Origin of the sequence: Streptomyces sp. NPDC001848 (assembly GCF_042891915.1) — a bacterium.
Lineage (GTDB): Bacteria > Actinomycetota > Actinomycetes > Streptomycetales > Streptomycetaceae > Streptomyces.
On the sequence record NZ_JBIATP010000001.1, the window covers coordinates 1 to 16,653 of the forward strand.

Below are 16,653 nucleotides of genomic sequence, written 5' to 3' on the forward strand. Positions count from 1 at the left end.
CACCCCCCAGGTCATCCGTTCGACAGGGGGGAACAGCCATGCCGGGCCCGGAGGCCAGCGGCCCTCTTGCAGGACCGCGAAGAACATAACGGGGGCGGCCGGGCGGCCGTTCCGGGGCGCGGGGACGGTGGCCACCCGCCCGACTTCTTCGAGCGGGTGGCGATGCGCGCCCACCGCAGCTACCCGAAGGCACAGTACGAGGCGCGCTGTGTGATCGAGGTCGCCGACGAGGCGACCGAGGGAGCCCTGAGCCGGCAGATCCGGCCCGCCCTCGACTCCCCATCGGCATCCGTCCTGTTCGCGGGCAGCTCGGGCTGAGGGCGAGGCCCGAGAAACCGACGACCGACAACCGACAACCGACAACCGAGGAGCGAGGACCGAGGACCGAGAAGCGAGGACCGAGGAGCGAGAACCGAGAAACGAGAAACGAGAAACGAGAAACGAGAAGCGAGCAGCGAGAAGCGAGGACCGAGAAACGAGAAGCGAGGACCGAGCACCGAGAAACGAGAACCGAGAAACGAGAAGCGAGCAGCGAGAAGCGAGGACCGAGAAGCGAGAACCGAGAAACGAGAAGCGAGAAGCGAGCAGCGAGCAGCGAGAACCGAGAAACGAGAAGCGAGGACCGAGCACCGAGAAACGAGAAGCGAGAAGCGAGGAGCGAGGAGCGAGGAGCGAGGAGCGAGGACCGAGGAGCGAGGACCGAGTGCCGAGGACCGAGTGCCGAGTGCCGAGAACGACCAGACCCGAGGCCGCCGCCCCGGAGCCCCGCTCCCGGGCTCGCTCGTGTCGGAAGCCGGGGCCGGCTCAGGCCCCGCACGGCTCGGTCCGGGCATATGGGGACACACACACCCGTGGGCGTTCGGCCTGCGTCATCGCGTGGGCACAGAGCGAGTTGGCCCTTCCGCCTCACAGGCACTCATGTGAAACTGTCGTCCCGTCCGCAGTGTGGACCACCCTCCGCACCGTCCGTCCCCCACGAGAAGTGCGCCCGTGCGTGATCTTCCCCTGCCGCTCGCCCTCACCGCGCGGCTGAGTCCGGTCCTCGTGCTCGCCTGTGCGGGCTGGGCGTTGACCGCCGGTCCGGCCGCCTCCTCGGCCACCGAGCACAAGTCGTCGCAGCGGAGCCAGGACGCCCGGAGCCCCCAGGACGCGGGGACCGCCTCCGCTGCCGGGCCGTCGGCCGCGGCGAAGGCGTACACCACCGCACCCGCACCATGCGCGGCCCTGTCCGGAAATACGATCACGTCGCTGGTCCCGGGCGCCAAGACGGCGGGCAAGGAGATCCCCTCCACGGACCGTTCGGTGCGCCGCACCTGCTCCTGGAACGCGCTCAAGGGCTACGACTACCGCTGGCTCGACGTCACCTTCGAGATCATGGACTCGCAGGCGCAGGCGCAGAAGTCGTACACCGAGCGGACCACGGACAAGAGCGGCGGCGGCGCGGTCCCGGGTCTCGGCGAGACGGCGTACTCGGTCGTGAACCTCACCACCGAGGACAAGCAGCAGACCCGCGAGGGGCTGGTGCTGGTACGCGTGTCCAACGCGCTCGTCTCCGTCGACTACAACGGCAGTGACTTCGAGACGAAGAAGGCGCCCGGTACGGACGAGATCAACAAGGGAGCCATCAAGGCCGCCAGGGAGGCGGTGGCCGCACTGGGGGGCGGCCAGCAGAAGAGCTGACCGCCCCCGGACGACCGGCCGCACGACCGGCCGCACGACCGGCCGGACGTCAGACCGCGGCGTCGTCCCGCCCTCGCGCGAGCATCAGCAGCAGGTACAGCACCAACGACGTGCCGAGGCCGACGGCCCAGCCGTAGTCGGCGAGCGGCTTCAGGGCCGGGACGGGGCGGCCGTCGATCAGCGGATGGAAGTCCGCGCCGCCGATCGCCAGCACCCCGCCGACGGCGAAGGCCAGCACGGCCCGCCAGTTCCAGCCGCCCCCGTACCAGTAGCGGCCCCCGGAGCGGTACAGGTCGGTGAGGTCGAGCCGGGTGCGGCGCAGGATCCAGTAGTCGGCGATGAGGATGCCGGCGACCGTGCCGAGCAGTCCGCCGACCAGGCCGAGCCAGGTGAAGATGTAGCCCTGCGGGTCGGAGTACAGCTTCCACGGGAAGATCAGCACCGCGAGGACCGAGGTGATCAGGGCGCCGGTGCGGAAACTCACCTTCCGCGGCGCCACGTTGGAGAAGTCGAACGCCGGGGAGACCAGGTTGGCCGCGATGTTCACCGACAGGGTCGCCACCAGCACGGTGACCAGGGCGTAGAGCAGCCCGACCACGTTGTCCGTCTTCGCCGCCAGCTGCACCGGGTCCCAGACGGGCTTGCCGTACACCGCCTGCGAGCCGGAGGTGACCAGCACCGACAGGAACGCGAACAGCGTCATCGTGGTCGGCAGGCCGAGCGCCTGACCCCAGGTCTGGGCCTTCTGGCTGCGGCCGTACCGGGTGAAGTCCGGGATGTTCAGCGACAGCGTGGACCAGAAGCCGATCATGCCCATGAGGGAGGGCGCGAACAGCTTCCAGAAGTCCGCTCCCCAGCCCAGCTTCGAGGGCTGGTCGAACAGCGGGCCGAAGCCGCCCGCCTTGCTGCTCATCCACCACAGCATCACCAGGGCGCCGACGATCACGAAGGGCGCCGCCCAGTTCTCGAAGCGGCGGATCGTCTCCATGCCCCGGTAAATGATGGCGACCTGGAGCACCCAGAAGAGCGCGAACGACAGCCACATGGTCCAGGCGTAGCCGCCCACGTGGGAGGCGTTGGACCAGCTGTCGCCGATGAGCTTCCCGGCGAGGAAGTAGATCGCCTCGCCGCCGATCCAGGTCTGGATGCCGAACCAGCCGCACGCGACCAACGCCCGCACGACCGCGGGGAGGTTGGCGCCGCGCACGCCGAAGGAGGCCCGGGCGAAGACCGGGAAGGGGATGCCGTACTTGGGTCCCGCGTGCCCGGTGAGCAGCATCGGGATGAGCACGATCACATTGGCCAGGGCGATGGTGAACACCGCCTGCTTCCAGTCCATGCCGACCGCGATCAGACCGGAGGCCAGGGTCCAGGACGCCGTGTTGTGGGCCATGCCGACCCACAGCGCGGAGAAGTTGTACGTGGTCCAGGTGCGCTTGGCGACGGGGACCGGCAGCAGGTCCTCGTTGGCGTACGCACCGCTCGGCTGCGGGGAGCCCGGGGCGATCTCCACGCGCCCGTCGGAGAGGGTGACTTGGGCGGACGGCGGTATGGCCGTGGGAGCGGTGTCGGTCATGGGGCAGGCCAATCAGGAGGTGGGACGGGAAAGGCCGTGCGGGTGGCGGCGCCGATGGGGGGTGCGCCCGGTGGACGGATCGACCGGAGCGTCCTGGGCCCCCTTCCCGGGAGAGCGGGAAGGGGACGAGCGGGGAGAGGGAAGGGTCCGGGGACCCGGTGGTGGTTCAGCCGTTGACGGCCGGGATGACCTGGCTCCCGTACGCGTCGATGACGGCCTCCTGCGCGTCGTGCATGTCGTAGACGGCGAACTGGTCGACGCCCAGCTCGCGCAGTGCCTTCAGCTTCTCGATGTGCTTCTCGACCGGGCCGATGACGCAGAACCGGTCGACGATCTCGTCGGGCACGAACTGGGTGTCCGGGTTTCCGCTGCGCCCGTGGTGGGCGTAGTCGTAGCTCTGCCGGGCCTTGATGTAGTCGGTGAGCTCCTCGGGGACGGCGGAGGAGTGCTCGCCGTACTTGGCGACGAGGTCGGCGACGTGGTTGCCGACCATGCCGCCGAACCAGCGGCACTGCTCACGGGCGTGGGCCAGCGCCTCGGGCGAGTCGTCCTCGGTGACGTAGGCGGGGGCGGCGACGCAGATCGTCACCTCGGACGGGTCGCGCCCGGCGGCCACGGCAGCGTCCTTGACCGCCTTGACCATGTACTCGGTCAGATACAGGTCGGCGAGCTGGAGGATGAACCCGTCGGCCTCCTCTCCGGTCATCTTCAGCGCCTTGGGGCCGTACGCCGCCATCCACACGGGCAGTCGGGCCCCCGGTTTGATCCAGGGGAACTTGACGACCGTGCCGCCGCCGAGGTCGGCCTCCCGGCCGCTGCCCAGCGCCCGGATCACCTTCATGGCCTCGCTGATGCGGGCCAGGGTGTTGGGCTTGCGGCCGGCGACGCGCATCGCCGAGTCGCCGCGGCCGATGCCGCACACGGTGCGGTTGCCGAACATGTCGTTGAGGGTGGCGAACGTGGAGGCGGTGACCTCCCAGGTGCGGGTGCCCGGGTTCGTCACCATCGGGCCGACCGTCAGCTTCTGAGTGTTCGCCAGGATCTGGCTGTAGATCACGAACGGTTCCTGCCACAGCACGGCCGAGTCGAAGGTCCAGCCGTAGCGGAAGCCGTTGCGCTCCGCTCTCTTCATCAGGCTGACGACCCGCGAGGCCGGCGGGTCGGTCTGCAGGACGAGTCCGAAGTCCATGGTGCACCGCTCCTAGTTGAGGTACTGACAGGTGGAGCGGGGGGTGTAGACGCCGTGTCCCGCGCGTCCGGTGAACTCCCGCTCGGTGATCACGGGCTCGCCGCGCGAGAGGACGGTCTCGACCCGGCCGGTCGTGCGCTTCCCCTCGTACGCCGAGTAGTCGACGTTCATGTGGTGCGTCTCGGCCGACATGACCTGCTCGGCGTGCGGGTCGTAGATGACGACGTCGGCGTCGGCGCCGGGGGCGATGGTGCCCTTCTTCGGGTAGAGGCCGAACATCCGGGCCGGGGTGGCGCAGGCGATCTCGATCCAGCGGCGGCGCGAGATGTGCCCGTCGACGACGGCCTGGTGGAGCAGGTCCATGCGGTTCTCGACACCCGGCAGGCCGTTGGGGATCTTGGAGAAGTCGCCCCGGCCCAGTTCCTTCTGGCCCACGAAGCAGAAGGGGCAGTGGTCGGTGGAAACCACCTGGAGGTCGTTGGTGCGCAGGCCCTGCCACAGCTTGGCCTGGTGCTCCTTGGGACGAAGAGGGGTGCTGCACACGTACTTCGCGCCCTCGAAGTCGGGCTCGGCGAGGTTGTCGGTGGACAGGAACAGGTACTGCGGACAGGTCTCGCCGAAGACGTTCAGCCCTTCGTCACGCGCGCGGGCCAGCTCGGCGACCGCCTCCATCGCCGAGACGTGCACCACGTACAGCGGGGCCCCGGCGACCTGCGCGAGCTTGATGGCGCGGTGGGTGGCCTCGGCCTCCAGCAGGGCCTTGCGGACCTCGCCGTGGTAGCGCGGGTCGGTTTCGCCGCGGGCCAGGGCCTGTTCGACGAGTACGTCGATCGCGATGCCGTTCTCGGCGTGCATCATGATCAGCCCGCCGTTCTCGGCGGAGCGCTGCATGGCACGCAGGATCTGGCCGTCGTCTGAGTAGAAGACCCCCGGGTAGGCCATGAACTGCTTGAAGCTGGTCACGCCTTCCTCGACCAGCAGGTCCATCTCCTTGAGCGTCTCCTGGTTCACATCGGAGACGATCATGTGGAAGCCGTAGTCGATGGCGCAGTTGCCCTCGGCCTTCGCGTGCCACGCGTCCAGGCCCTCGCGCAGCGAGTGGCCCACGCTCTGCACCGCGAAGTCGATGATGGTCGTGGTGCCTCCCCAGGCGGCGGCCCGGGTACCGGTCTCGAAGGTGTCGGAGGCGAAGGTGCCGCCGAACGGCAGCTCCATGTGGGTGTGGGCGTCGACACCGCCCGGGATCACGTACTTGCCGGTGGCGTCGATGGCCCGCTCGGCTGTGAAGGCCAGGGCGGCCGGGGTGCCGGACGCGGCGAGGGCGGCGATGCGGCCGTCCTCGATCAGGACGTCGGCGTGGATCTCGTCGGACGCGGTGATGACGAGGCCACCGCGGATGACGGTACGAGTCATGCTCCCTCTCCTCCGTAAGTGCCCCGCTGGGTGCGATCGGACAGTGTGGGTGGTGTGTGGCTGGTCGAGCCGCCGCGGCGGTAGCCGCATATCGGGCACAGCCCCGCGCCCCTGTCAAGGGCGCGGGTGCCTTCGCCTGTTACGGAGCCGTCAGCGGGCCGTACGCCCCCGGCGCCCGGTCGCGGTAGAACTGCCAGCGGTCGCGGACCTCGCGCAGCTTGGCCAGGTCCAGGTCGCGGACGACCAGTTCGGTCTCCTTGTCGCTCGCCACCTCGCCGACGAACTGCGCCTCCGGGTCCACGAAGTACGAGGTCCCGTAGAAGTCGTTGTCGCCCAGTTCCTCGACGCCCACCCGGTTGATCGCGCCCACGAAGTACTCGTTGGCCACGGCCGCCGCCGGCTGCTCCAGCTGCCACAGGTAGCCCGACAGGCCGCGCGAGGTCGCCGACGGGTTGAACACGATCTCGGCGCCCGCGAGGCCGAGAGCCCGCCAGCCCTCCGGGAAGTGGCGGTCGTAGCAGATGTAGACGCCGATCTTCCCGACCTTGGTGTCGAAGACGGGCCAGCCGGAGTTGCCGGGCCGGAAGTAGAACTTCTCCCAGAAACCCCTGACCTGCGGGATGTGGGTCTTGCGGTACTTGCCGAGGTAGGAGCCGTCCGCGTCGATCACCGCGGCGGTGTTGTACAGGACGCCGGGCTGTTCCTCCTCGTACATGGGCAGGACGAGGACGATGCCCAGCTCCTCGGCGAGGGCCTGGAAGCGCTTGACGATCGGGCCGTCCGGGATCCGCTCGGCGTACTCGTAGAACGCGGGGTCCTGGACCTGGCAGAAGTACGGCCCGTAGAACAGCTCCTGGAAGCACAGGACCTGGGCGCCCTGCGCGGCCGCGTCGCGGGCCGCCTGCTCGTGGACCTGGATCATCGATTCCTTGTCGCCCGTCCAGGCGGTCTGGAAGACGGCGGCACGGATCACTCTGCTCATCGGGACCTCCGGTCGCTCGGTGTGCGGCAAGGCTAGGAAGTCCGGCGATGCGGTTTGAGTTGCACCGTGTCACGTCTGCCCGCGTCCGGCGTTGCACCGTGTCATACCCGCCCGTACACGCCTGTTTCCCGCTCTTTTCCATGGCGTTTCACCCTTGTTGGGCGTCGTGCGCGAGCAGCGCGATGTGCACGGAGGCGGCCTGTTCGAAGTCGTCGAGGTCAACCCCGAGGCGGCTCTGTATGGCCTCCAGCCTGCGGTAGAGGGCCGGGCGGCTGACGTGGTGCAGCTGGGCGGTGCGGGACTTGTTGCGGCCGGTGGCGAGGTAGGTGCGCAGTACAGGCAGCAGGTCCTGCTCGGCGTGGCGCCCGCACAGCAGGCCGTCCAGCTCCCGCTCGGCGAAGGCCTGCACGTGCGGGTCGTCCCGCAGCAGCCGGATCAGGCCGCGCAGATGGACGTCCCGGAGGCGTACGACGGCCGGGAGGTCCTGCGCGGCGGAGTGGCCGGCGACGGCGTCCGCGACGTGCTGGGCCTCGCGCAGCCCGGCGGGCACGTCCTCCCAGGCGGTGCGCGGGTCGGCGGCTGCGATGACCGTTCCGCGCACCGCCGGGGACTCCGTGCGCAGCCGGGTGGCGAAGTGCGCGGTCAGGGCTTCCGCGTCCTGGTCGCGGGCGAGGCTGAGCAGTACGGCGGTGGCGCCGTCGGCCAGCTCGGCGACGAGTCCGGGCAGGCCGAGCAGCCGCAGGACGCGATCGAGCTGGGCGGGATCGCCGTCGCGTACGACGAGGGGGACGAAGGTACGGCGGTTGACGGGCAGGCCGGCCGCGCGTGCCCGGGGCAGCAGCCGTCCGGGCGGTACGGCACCGGAGACGAGATCGGTCAGCAGGCTCTGCGCGGACTGCTCCTCCCAGGTGTGCACCGAGCCGTGGAGCATCCGGTGCAGGACCAGGGCCTCGGCCGCGCGCTCGGCGAGCAGGCGCCCGACGGGGCTGTCGCCGCGGTAGCCGCACAGCACGATCCGGCCCCAGCGCTCGCCGCGTCCGCCCAGCTCGGCGCGGACCCAGCCGTCGCCCTCGCTGCCGCCCGCCTGCCGGGCGATGCGCTCCCAGTCGCGCAGCACGTCGTCGACCGCGGGCCGCTCCCCCGCCGTGGCGAGCACGCGGTGCGCGAGGTTGGTGAGGACGACCGGGCAGCCCGCGTGCACGGCGATCTCGTCCAGCAGCCGCTGCAGCGGGGCGCCCGCGGTGATGAGCCCGGTCAGGGCCGTGCGGACGGCCTCCGACAGGCTCACGGCCGCGAACTTGCGCCGTACCAGGCGGGACTGGACCTCCTCGGTCAGTTCGGCGAACGGGAAGGGCCGGTGCAGGACCACCATGGGCAGCCCGCAGCGCTCGGCGGCACGGCGCATCACGTCCGGGGGCGCCGGGAAGGCCCGGCCGAGTCCGAGGACGACGGCCGCGGCCTCCGCGCGGTGCAGGGAGCGGATGTACTCCGCCTGCTTCTCCACGTCGCCGGCGAGCAGCACCCCGGTGGTGAGGACCATCTCGCCGCCGCTGAGCATCACCCCGACGTCGGGCGCCTCGGCGACGTGCACCCAGCGCACCGGCCGGTCCAGGTGCCCGGCGCCGGCCACCACCTCGGGCTCTCCGGCCAGCACCCGGTCCAGGGTGAGGACCTGGCGTACCGACAGGGCGGGTTCCAAGGCGGTGGGCATGGCTCACTTCCCCTTGCTCCGGTCTTACTGAAGACACCTCATGAAGGCGCTGTCGAGGGGACAGGACATCAGCGCACGCTCCTGAGGGCCTGCTCGAGGATCGCCGCGCCCTCCTCGGCCTCCTCGACGGTGAGCGAGAGCGGCGGGGCGACGCGCAGCACGCTGGTGTTGTGGCCGCCGCCCTTGCCGATCAGCAGGCCGCCGTCGCGGGCCGCCTCCAGCACGGCGGCCGCCGCGTCCGGGTCGGCCTGGTCGGTGCCGGGCCGCACCAGCTCGACGCCGATCATCAGGCCGCGCCCGCGCACCTCCCGTACGTGGGGGAGCTGGGCGGCGACGGCCCGCAGCCGCTCGATGAGCAGTCCGCCGACGCGCCGGGCGTTGCCCTGGAGGTCGTGCTCCAGCAGGTACGTGAGGTTGGCGAGGCCCGCGGCCATCGTGATCTGCGTGCCGCCGAAGGTGGAGATGCTGTTGGCGTCGAGGCAGTTCATGATCTCCGCGCGGGCGACGACGCCGCCGATGGACATGCCGTTGCCGATGCCCTTGGCGAAGGTGAGGATGTCCGGCGGGCCGCTCTGCCCGTGCGCCTGCCAGCCCCAGAAGTGGTCGCCGGTGCGGCCCCAGCCGGTCTGCACCTCGTCCGCGATCCACAGAATGCCGTGCTCCTGGAGCACGTCGCGGAAGGCCGCGTACAGCCCGTCGGGCGGCGAGGTGAAGCCACCGACGCCCTGGATGGGCTCGGCGATCAGCGCGGCGGGCGGGCGGGTGTGCCCGAGCAGGTCCTTCAGGTCCTCGACGCAGGCCGCGATGAACTCGGCGTCGCTCAGGTGCGCGAACGGGCCGCGGGTGCGGACGCCGCCGTGGACGTAGAGCGTCTGGAGCGGGGACAGCGAGGTCGGGGACCAGCCGCGGTTGCCGGTGATGCCGATCGCGCTGAACGAGCGGCCGTGGTAGCTGTTGCGCATCGCGAGGATCTGGTTGCTGCGCCGGTACGTCGTCGCGAGCAGCAGCGCGGTGTCGTTGGCCTCGGTGCCGGACGTGGTGAAGAAGACCCGGGCGTCCGGGATGCCGCTGAGCTGGGCGATGCGCTCGGCGAGCTCCACCATCGGGCGGTTGAGGTAGAGCGTGGACGAGTGGATGATCCGCCCGGCCTGCTCGCTCACCGCCTTGGTCACCTCGGGCAGGGCGTGCGCGGTCATGGTGGTGAGGATGCCGCCGAAGAAGTCCAGGTACTTCTTCCCGTCGGCGTCCCAGACGTGCCGGCCCTCGCCGTGGGTGATCTCCAGAGGGTCCTTGTAGTAGAGGGCCAGCCACTCGGGCAGGACGGCCTTGTGGCGGTCGTGCAGGTCACTCACGGCTTCACCAGTCCTTCGTACGCGTCGGGGCGGCGGTCACGGTAGAACGCCCACTGCTGCCGCACTTCTTCGATGAGGTCGAAGTCGAGGTCCCGCACGACGAGCTCCTCCACCTTGTCGCTCGCGACCTCGCCCACAAACTGCCCACGGGGATCGACGAAGTAGCTCGTCCCGTAGAAGTCGTTGTCGCCGTACTCCTCGCGGCCCACGCGGTTGATCGCGGCGACGAAGTACTCGTTGGCGACGGCCGCCGCGGGCTGTTCGAGCTGCCAGAGGTAGGAGGACAGGCCGCGGTGGGTGGCGGACGGGTTGTAGACGAGCTGGGCGCCGTTCAGGCCGAGCTGGCGCCAGCCCTCCGGGAAGTGGCGGTCGTAGCAGATGTAGACGCCGACCCTGCCCACGGCGGTGTCGAAGACGGGCCAGCCGAGGTTGCCGGGTTTGAAGTAGTACTTCTCCCAGAAGCCCTTGACCTGGGGGATGTGGTGCTTGCGGTACTTGCCGAGGTAGGTGCCGTCGGCGTCGATCACGGCGGCGGTGTTGTAGTAGAAGCCGGACTGCTCGACCTCGAAGACGGGGGCGACGATCACCATGCCGGTCTCGCGGGCGAGGTCCCGCATACGGCGCACCGTCGGGCCGTCCGGCACCGGCTCGGCCCAGCGGTAGTGCTCGGGCTCCTGGACCTGGCAGAAGTACGGGGCGTTGAAGATTTCCTGGAAACCGATGACCTCGGCACCCTGCCGGGCCGCCTCATGGGCGTGCTCCACATGCTTGGCGATCATGGATTCGGTGTCGCCGGTCCAGGTCGCCTGGACCAGTGCGGCGCGTACGACGTGGGCCATGGTGCCGCTCCTTTGCCTGATGGTCCGCGAGGGACGTCAGAGAGCCTCTACGCCCGTAGAGCCAGGCTGTAGAGGGTCGAACGTAAGCCCCCACGGCGGCCTTGCCAAGACCATCGTCGTCAACCCGCGGTGTCGATCGTGTTTCGCACTCCTGCGGGTGAGTGGTCGGATTGTCGGCGGGCCGGTCAGGCGGTGAATCCGGCGACCCTGAGGGCGTGGACCAGGTCCCAGTGACGCTCGGCGGAGACACCCCGGGCGGCCTCCAGGAGCAACGGTACGAGCAGCTGCGGGTCCGCGGCGACACTGCGGGCGGCCTCTTGAGGCGTGCGGACGCGTACGTACGCGTCGAGGAGGGCGCCGACCTCGCGGTGTCGGTCGTCGGCGTGGAGCCCGAGGACGGCCTCGCCGATCTCCTTCGCGGGCCGTGCGACGCCCTGCCGCAGCATCTCCTCGCCGTCCGCGCCGCGCCCGGCCGCAGTGAGGGCGTCCGCGGCGGCGACGAGCCGGTCGGCGGGCAGTGAGGCGGCCTCCCAGAGCAGGGTGGCCCAGTCGGCGGCGAGATCCGCTCGGTGCAGCTCGGCGGCGAGCAGGGGATAGCGGGAGGCGGGCCAGTGGGCGGCTTCGACGAGCAGCGCGTGTGCCTCGCCGCTGCGGCCCTCTGCGCGCAGCCGGACGAGCGTTGCGACGGTGTCGGCGGTGAGCTGCCGGTCGGCCTCGTCGGGGGGCGGGGTACGCGACTCGGGTGTCCCGGGAGTCTCGGGTGTCTCGGCTGCGGCGGCTCCGGCGAACCGGGCGCCCCTGGGGCCACGACGCCCCGGCGCGGGCGCGGCCACGGGGGGAACGGCACCCGTGGCCGACTCCTGCACGTCCATCACCCCGGCGAAACGGGCACTGCCGCGGGGGCGGCGCTTGGAGCGCGGCTTGGCGGGGGCCTCCGCGGCGGCGGGGGCGGGGCCGGGCTCGCGGCCCACGGATTCCGGGGACGGGCCGCCCGGCCCCTCGGAACCGCGTTCGGAACCGCGTCCGGGGGCGTCACCGGACCGGGCACGGTGCCAGACGGAAGTGTCGTCGGCCGATCCCGTGTCCGGGGCCTCGATGTCCCCATGAGACCGGTCGGACACCGCGTCCGGGCCCTGCCGCCACTGCGCCAGGCGCGCTCCGGCCGCCTCCGCCCACCGGGGCTCCGCGCGGCTGCCCGGCGGCGTCGGCGTCCCCCTGTCGGTCCTCTCCTCGGGCGCGCGGGCTTCCGTGGCCGCTTCCTCCGGGCGGAACACGTCCCCGGCCGCTCCTGAAGACCGAGCGCCCTGTGCGGGCAGGGCACGGTGGTCCAGGGCCTCCAAGCGGCGACGCAGCTCCGCGCAGCGGGCCGTGGCGCGGTCGTGGTCGTCCCGGGACCAGGCCAGGTCGAGCCGGAGCGACGCGGCCTCCTCCTGGGTGGCGGCCGACTCCAGCCGGCGTTCGAGGTCCGCCCTGCGCTGCTCCGCGAAGCGTTTCTCGCGGAGCATCACGTCGAGCCGGTCTCCGAGCGCCTCCCGGGCCCCTGGCCGGGCGTCGTACGCGGCGAGCGAGGCACCGTGCAGTGCTCGCGCCCGCTCGGCCTCCCGCGCGGCGACCGCGGGCCCGTATGCGGCGGCGAGGTCCTGCAGCAGCGACTCCACGACGTCCCAGGGCGGCACCTCCCGGCCCTGCAGGCAGGCCCGCATACCGTCGGGGTCGCGCTGCCAGAAGACTCCGCACCAGCCGCCGCCCTGGTCGAGCCGCGCCAGCAGCCCGTTCAGGTAGCTCGCGAACTCCCGCACCGCTCCCGGGAGTTGATCCACCGCCATCGTTCAGCTCCCGCCCGAGTGGAGTACTCCGGTCCGGTAGAAAACACCAGTCGTGTTACGGACTGGCTACAGGCGGTTTTCAGAGCGGACGCGGTGCACTCCCCTGCGGCATCCGCGCCCTGTGCGCGGCGGCTCCGCCCGCGCCCCGGGCGCCGCGCCCGAGGCTGCCGTCCGCCCGAGGACGTCGACGGCTCACACCGCGACCGGCGCACACAGCCCGGCGACTACGTCCAGGGACAGGCCGAGCACCCGCGCCAGCGCCACGACCGTGAAGAACGCCGGGGTCGGCGCCCGCCCCGTTTCGATCTTGCGGAGGGTCTCGGCGGAGATCCCGGCGCTCGCGGCCACCTCCGCCATGGTGCGGTCGCCGCGGGCCTCACGCAGCAACCGGCCGAGCCGCTCGCCGCGTTCGCGCTCTTCGGGGGTCAGCGGGGTACGCACCATGCGCCCATTCTAATACCGGCTCCCACCGAGCCGACCGGTATTCCAATTGGCGGCGAGCGGTATAGTAATTGGCATGGTGGAACTGAAGACAGACACATCGATCGACGCCATGGAGGCGGCGGGCCAGATCGTCGGCCGCGCCCTCAGCGCGGTACGGGACGCCGCCGAGGTGGGCGTCTCCCTGCTGGACCTGGACGAGGTGGCACGCCGGGTCCTGCGCGAGGCGGGCGCCCGCTCCCCGTTCCTCGGCTACCGCCCCTCCTTCGCCCCGACCCCCTTCCCGGCGGTCATCTGCGCCTCCGTCAACGACGCGATCGTCCACGGCGTCCCGAACGGGTACCGGCTGCGCGACGGCGACCTGGTCTCCATCGACTGCGGCGCCGAACTGGACGGCTGGGTCGGCGACTCGGCGATCAGCTTCGTGGTCGGCCGGCCGCGGGCCGAGGACCTGCGACTGATCGAGACGGCCGAACGGGCGCTCATGGCGGGCATCGAGGCAGCGGTCGTCGGCAACCGCATCGGGGACATCGCCCACGCGGTCGGCTCCGTGTGCCGCGCCGCCGGATACGGCATCCTGGACGGCTTCGGCGGACACGGGGTGGGCCGCCGCATGCACGAGGACCCGCCCGTGCCGAACGAGGGCCGCCCAGGCCGCGGTCTCCCGCTGCGCCACGGCATGGTCCTGGCGATCGAGCCCATGCTCATCGCCGGCGGCACGGACGGTTACCACGTCTCCCCCGACGGCTGGACCCTCCGCACGAACGACGGCTCCCGGGCGGCGCATGCGGAACACACGGTGGCGATCACGAAGACGGGACCGCGGATCCTGACGGCGCCCCGTTAGGGGAACACCCCGCGGACTGGACATGCCCCCGAACAGCGATCGTGCGATGGTGTTCTAAGCGCCAGGGCGCGCACCGCAGGTGCACCCGCACGCACCGGAGGTGCAAACGCACGCACCGCGGGTGTAGCTCGGACAACCCAGGGCACCCGCGACGGACCGGCATGTACATCAGCGGAACGGAAGGCCATGACCAGCGGATTCACGGGTCCGCAGGGCTACGGCTCGGACCCCTTCGCAGAGTTCTTCGCACGCATCTTCGGTGGACAGCGTCCCGGTCCCCGGCAGATCGACCTCGGACGGCTGCTGAGCGAGCCGGCCCGGCAACTGGTCGCCGGCGCCGCCCGCTACGCCGCCGAACACGGCAGCCGCGACCTGGACACCCAGCACCTGCTGCGCGCCGCGCTCGCCACCGAACCGACCCGGAGTCTCCTCAGCCGCGCCGGCGCGGACCCCGACTCGCTGGCCTCGGAGATCGACGAACGCTCCGGCCCGGTCCAGCAGAGTTCGGGCGACGCGCCGCCGCCCACCTCGCTCTCCCTGACGCCCGCCGTCAAGCGCGCCCTGCTGGACGCGCACGAACTGGCCCGGGCCAGCGGCACCGGCTACATCGGTCCGGAGCATGTGCTCAGCGCGCTCGCCGCGAACCCCGACTCCGCCGCGGGGCACATCCTCCACTCCCACCGCTTCGCCCCCTCTCCCCTGCCTCCGGAGGCCGGGGACCACGTGGCGCAGCGTCCCGAACGGCCGCGCCCCACCTCGACGCCGACCCTGGACAAGTATGGCCGCGATCTCACCGACCTCGCGCGGCAGGGCCGTATCGACCCGGTGATCGGGCGGGAGGAGGAGATCGAGCAGACCATCGAGGTGCTCTCCCGCCGCGGCAAGAACAACCCGGTCCTCATCGGTGACGCGGGCGTCGGCAAGACGGCCATCGTGGAGGGGCTCGCGCAGCGCATCGCCGACGGCGACGTGCCGGACGTCCTGCTCAGCCGCCGGGTCATCGCCCTGGACCTGACCGGCGTGGTGGCGGGCACCCGCTACCGGGGCGACTTCGAGGAGCGGCTGAACAACATCGTCGGCGAGATCCGCGCGCACTCCGACGAGCTGATCGTCTTCATCGACGAGCTGCACACCGTGGTCGGCGCCGGTGGCGGCGGCGCGGAGGGCGGCTCCATGGACGCGGGCAACATCCTCAAGCCCGCCCTGGCCCGCGGCGAACTGCACGTCGTGGGCGCCACCACGCTGGAGGAGTACCGCAGGATCGAGAAGGACGCGGCGCTGGCCCGCCGGTTCCAGCCGATCCTGGTGCCCGAGCCGTCCGCCGCGGACGCCATCGAGATCCTGCGCGGGCTGCGCGACCGCTACGAGGCCCACCACCAGGTCCGCTACACCGACGAGGCGCTGGTGGCCGCCGTGGAGCTGTCCGACCGGTATCTCACCGACCGGCATCTGCCGGACAAGGCGATCGACCTGATCGACCAGGCCGGTGCCCGGGTGCGGCTGCGTGCCAAGACCAAGGGCACGGACGTACGGGCCCTGGAGCGCGAGGTCGAGCGGCTGACCCGGGACAAGGACCAGGCGGTGGCCGACGAACAGTACGAGCAGGCCACCCGGCTGCGTGACCGCATCACCGAGCTGAAGCAGCGGATCGGTGAGGCGAGCGGCGAACCCGAGGCCGACGAGGGGCAGCACCTGCAGGTCACCACCGAGGCCATCGCCGAGGTGGTGTCCCGGCAGACCGGTATCCCGGTGAGCCGGCTCACCGAGGAGGAGAAGAAGCGGCTGCTCGGCCTGGAGGAGCACCTGCACCAGCGGGTCGTCGGGCAGGACGAGGCGGTCGCCGTGGTCGCCGACGCGGTGCTGCGCTCCCGGGCCGGGCTCGCCAGCCCCGACCGGCCGATCGGCAGCTTCCTGTTCCTCGGCCCGACCGGTGTCGGCAAGACGGAACTGGCCCGGGCGCTCGCGGAGGCGCTGTTCGGCAGCGAGGAGCGCATGGTCCGGCTCGACATGAGCGAGTACCAGGAGCGGCACACCGTCAGTCGGCTGGTGGGCGCCCCGCCCGGGTACGTGGGCCACGAGGAGGCCGGGCAGCTCACCGAGGTCGTACGGCGGCACCCGTACTCGCTGCTGCTGCTCGACGAGGTCGAGAAGGCGCACCCGGACGTCTTCAACATCCTGCTGCAGGTCCTCGACGACGGGCGGCTGACCGACTCCCAGGGCCGGACGGTGGACTTCACCAACACGGTCATCGTGATGACGAGCAACCTGGGCTCCGAGGCCATCACCCGGCGCGGTGCGGGCATCGGGTTCGGTGCGGGTGGTGCCGAGGCGGACGAGGAGGCGCGGCGGGAGCAGATCCTGCGTCCGCTGCGCGAGCACTTCCGCCCTGAATTCCTCAACCGCATCGACGAGATCGTCGTCTTCCGCCAGCTGACGGCCGAGCAACTGCGGCGGATCACCGATCTGTTGCTCGACAAGACCCGGCGTCGGCTGCAGGCGCAGGACATCGACGTGACGTTCAGCGACCGGGCCGTTCAGTGGCTGGCCCAGCGCGGCTACCAGCCGGAGTACGGCGCGCGCCCACTGCGCCGCACCATCCAGCGGGAGCTGGACAACCGGCTGTCCCGTCTGCTCCTGGACGGCCGGATCGAACGCGGCAGCCGGGTCGAGGTCGACGTGGAGAACGGCCAACTCGCCTTCCACCCGCGGCCGCGGGCCTCGGCGGGGAGTGCCGCCGGCCGGGAGCCGGGTGGCGGTGCGGCCCGCGCCCCGGAGGGCGGGACCGCACCCTGGTGAA

Annotated in this window: 13 protein-coding genes; 4 read left to right on the forward strand and 9 right to left on the reverse strand. The window is 71.4% G+C overall.

Annotated features, from left to right (window positions below; genetic code table 11):
• Nucleotides 1-66 precede the first annotated feature (66 nt).
• Together ACFYZJ_RS00005 and ACFYZJ_RS00010 are read left to right on the forward strand one after the other, a co-directional pair.
• On the forward strand, nucleotides 67-318 hold the full coding sequence (locus ACFYZJ_RS00005) for a hypothetical protein (RefSeq protein ID WP_388561145.1): 252 nt from the start codon (nucleotides 67-69) through the stop codon (nucleotides 316-318).
• A 672-nt stretch (nucleotides 319-990) separates the two neighbouring features.
• Nucleotides 991-1,680: a hypothetical protein gene (locus tag ACFYZJ_RS00010; protein ID WP_388561147.1), complete on the forward strand. Its 690-nt coding sequence runs from the start codon at nucleotides 991-993 to the stop codon at nucleotides 1,678-1,680.
• A 49-nt stretch (nucleotides 1,681-1,729) separates the two neighbouring features.
• On the opposite strand, the gene ACFYZJ_RS00015 is transcribed toward ACFYZJ_RS00010, so the two are convergent.
• The 9 genes from ACFYZJ_RS00015 to ACFYZJ_RS00055 form a co-directional block, all read right to left on the reverse strand.
• Nucleotides 1,730-3,256, reverse strand: coding sequence for an NCS1 family nucleobase:cation symporter-1 (locus ACFYZJ_RS00015; RefSeq protein ID WP_388561149.1), 1,527 nt, complete (start codon nucleotides 3,254-3,256; stop codon nucleotides 1,730-1,732).
• Between the two features lie 166 nt (nucleotides 3,257-3,422).
• Nucleotides 3,423-4,445, reverse strand: a complete 1,023-nt coding sequence (locus tag ACFYZJ_RS00020) for a TIGR03842 family LLM class F420-dependent oxidoreductase (RefSeq protein ID WP_388561151.1) — start codon at nucleotides 4,443-4,445, stop codon at nucleotides 3,423-3,425.
• A gap of 12 nt (nucleotides 4,446-4,457) precedes the next feature.
• Nucleotides 4,458-5,858 carry a dihydropyrimidinase gene (gene hydA, locus ACFYZJ_RS00025; protein ID WP_388561153.1) on the reverse strand — a complete coding sequence of 467 codons (1,401 nt, stop codon included), beginning with the start codon at nucleotides 5,856-5,858 and terminating at the stop codon, nucleotides 4,458-4,460.
• 139 nt (nucleotides 5,859-5,997) lie between these two features.
• A complete protein-coding gene (locus tag ACFYZJ_RS00030) occupies nucleotides 5,998-6,840 on the reverse strand; it encodes a nitrilase-related carbon-nitrogen hydrolase (protein ID WP_388561155.1) in 843 nt (280 codons plus the stop codon).
• Between the two features lie 148 nt (nucleotides 6,841-6,988).
• Complete coding sequence (locus tag ACFYZJ_RS00035; RefSeq protein ID WP_388561157.1) at nucleotides 6,989-8,551, reverse strand: PucR family transcriptional regulator; 1,563 nt, start codon at nucleotides 8,549-8,551, stop codon at nucleotides 6,989-6,991.
• Nucleotides 8,552-8,619: 68 nt separating this feature from the next.
• Nucleotides 8,620-9,903 carry an aspartate aminotransferase family protein gene (locus ACFYZJ_RS00040; protein ID WP_388561159.1) on the reverse strand — a complete coding sequence of 428 codons (1,284 nt, stop codon included), beginning with the start codon at nucleotides 9,901-9,903 and terminating at the stop codon, nucleotides 8,620-8,622.
• Nucleotides 9,900-10,742, reverse strand: a complete 843-nt coding sequence (locus ACFYZJ_RS00045) for a nitrilase-related carbon-nitrogen hydrolase (RefSeq protein ID WP_388561160.1) — start codon at nucleotides 10,740-10,742, stop codon at nucleotides 9,900-9,902. Before ACFYZJ_RS00045 ends, ACFYZJ_RS00040 begins: the two co-directional genes overlap by 4 nt.
• 185 nt (nucleotides 10,743-10,927) lie before the next feature.
• A complete protein-coding gene (locus tag ACFYZJ_RS00050; protein ID WP_388561161.1) occupies nucleotides 10,928-12,568 on the reverse strand; it encodes a hypothetical protein in 1,641 nt (546 codons plus the stop codon).
• 192 nt (nucleotides 12,569-12,760) lie between these two features.
• Nucleotides 12,761-13,012: a helix-turn-helix domain-containing protein gene (locus ACFYZJ_RS00055; protein WP_388561162.1), complete on the reverse strand. Its 252-nt coding sequence runs from the start codon at nucleotides 13,010-13,012 to the stop codon at nucleotides 12,761-12,763.
• A 73-nt stretch (nucleotides 13,013-13,085) separates the two neighbouring features.
• Here ACFYZJ_RS00055 and map point away from each other — a divergent pair, with 73 nt between their 5' ends.
• Together map and ACFYZJ_RS00065 are read left to right on the forward strand one after the other, a co-directional pair.
• Complete coding sequence (gene map / locus ACFYZJ_RS00060) at nucleotides 13,086-13,856, forward strand: type I methionyl aminopeptidase (protein ID WP_388561164.1); 771 nt, start codon at nucleotides 13,086-13,088, stop codon at nucleotides 13,854-13,856.
• Nucleotides 13,857-14,042: 186 nt separating this feature from the next.
• Nucleotides 14,043-16,652 (forward strand): ATP-dependent Clp protease ATP-binding subunit, encoded by a 2,610-nt coding sequence (locus ACFYZJ_RS00065; RefSeq protein ID WP_388561166.1) that lies wholly within the window; start codon nucleotides 14,043-14,045, stop codon nucleotides 16,650-16,652.
• Nucleotide 16,653 lies beyond the last annotated feature (1 nt).

Excerpts from the sequence above, each read along its gene's own strand:
- ACFYZJ_RS00065 (WP_388561166.1), top strand. The coding sequence starts at position 14,043 with ATGACCAGCGGATTCACGGGTCCGCAGGGCTACGGCTCGGACCCCTTC.
- map (WP_388561164.1), top strand. The coding sequence starts at position 13,086 with ATGGTGGAACTGAAGACAGACACATCGATCGACGCCATGGAGGCGGCG.
- ACFYZJ_RS00035 (WP_388561157.1), bottom strand. The coding sequence starts at position 8,551 with ATGCCCACCGCCTTGGAACCCGCCCTGTCGGTACGCCAGGTCCTCACC.
- ACFYZJ_RS00020 (WP_388561151.1), bottom strand. The coding sequence starts at position 4,445 with ATGGACTTCGGACTCGTCCTGCAGACCGACCCGCCGGCCTCGCGGGTC.
- ACFYZJ_RS00050 (WP_388561161.1), bottom strand. The coding sequence starts at position 12,568 with ATGGCGGTGGATCAACTCCCGGGAGCGGTGCGGGAGTTCGCGAGCTAC.
- ACFYZJ_RS00015 (WP_388561149.1), bottom strand. The coding sequence starts at position 3,256 with ATGACCGACACCGCTCCCACGGCCATACCGCCGTCCGCCCAAGTCACC.
- ACFYZJ_RS00055 (WP_388561162.1), bottom strand. The coding sequence starts at position 13,012 with ATGGTGCGTACCCCGCTGACCCCCGAAGAGCGCGAACGCGGCGAGCGG.
- ACFYZJ_RS00030 (WP_388561155.1), bottom strand. The coding sequence starts at position 6,840 with ATGAGCAGAGTGATCCGTGCCGCCGTCTTCCAGACCGCCTGGACGGGC.
- ACFYZJ_RS00045 (WP_388561160.1), bottom strand. The coding sequence starts at position 10,742 with ATGGCCCACGTCGTACGCGCCGCACTGGTCCAGGCGACCTGGACCGGC.
- hydA (WP_388561153.1), bottom strand. The coding sequence starts at position 5,858 with ATGACTCGTACCGTCATCCGCGGTGGCCTCGTCATCACCGCGTCCGAC.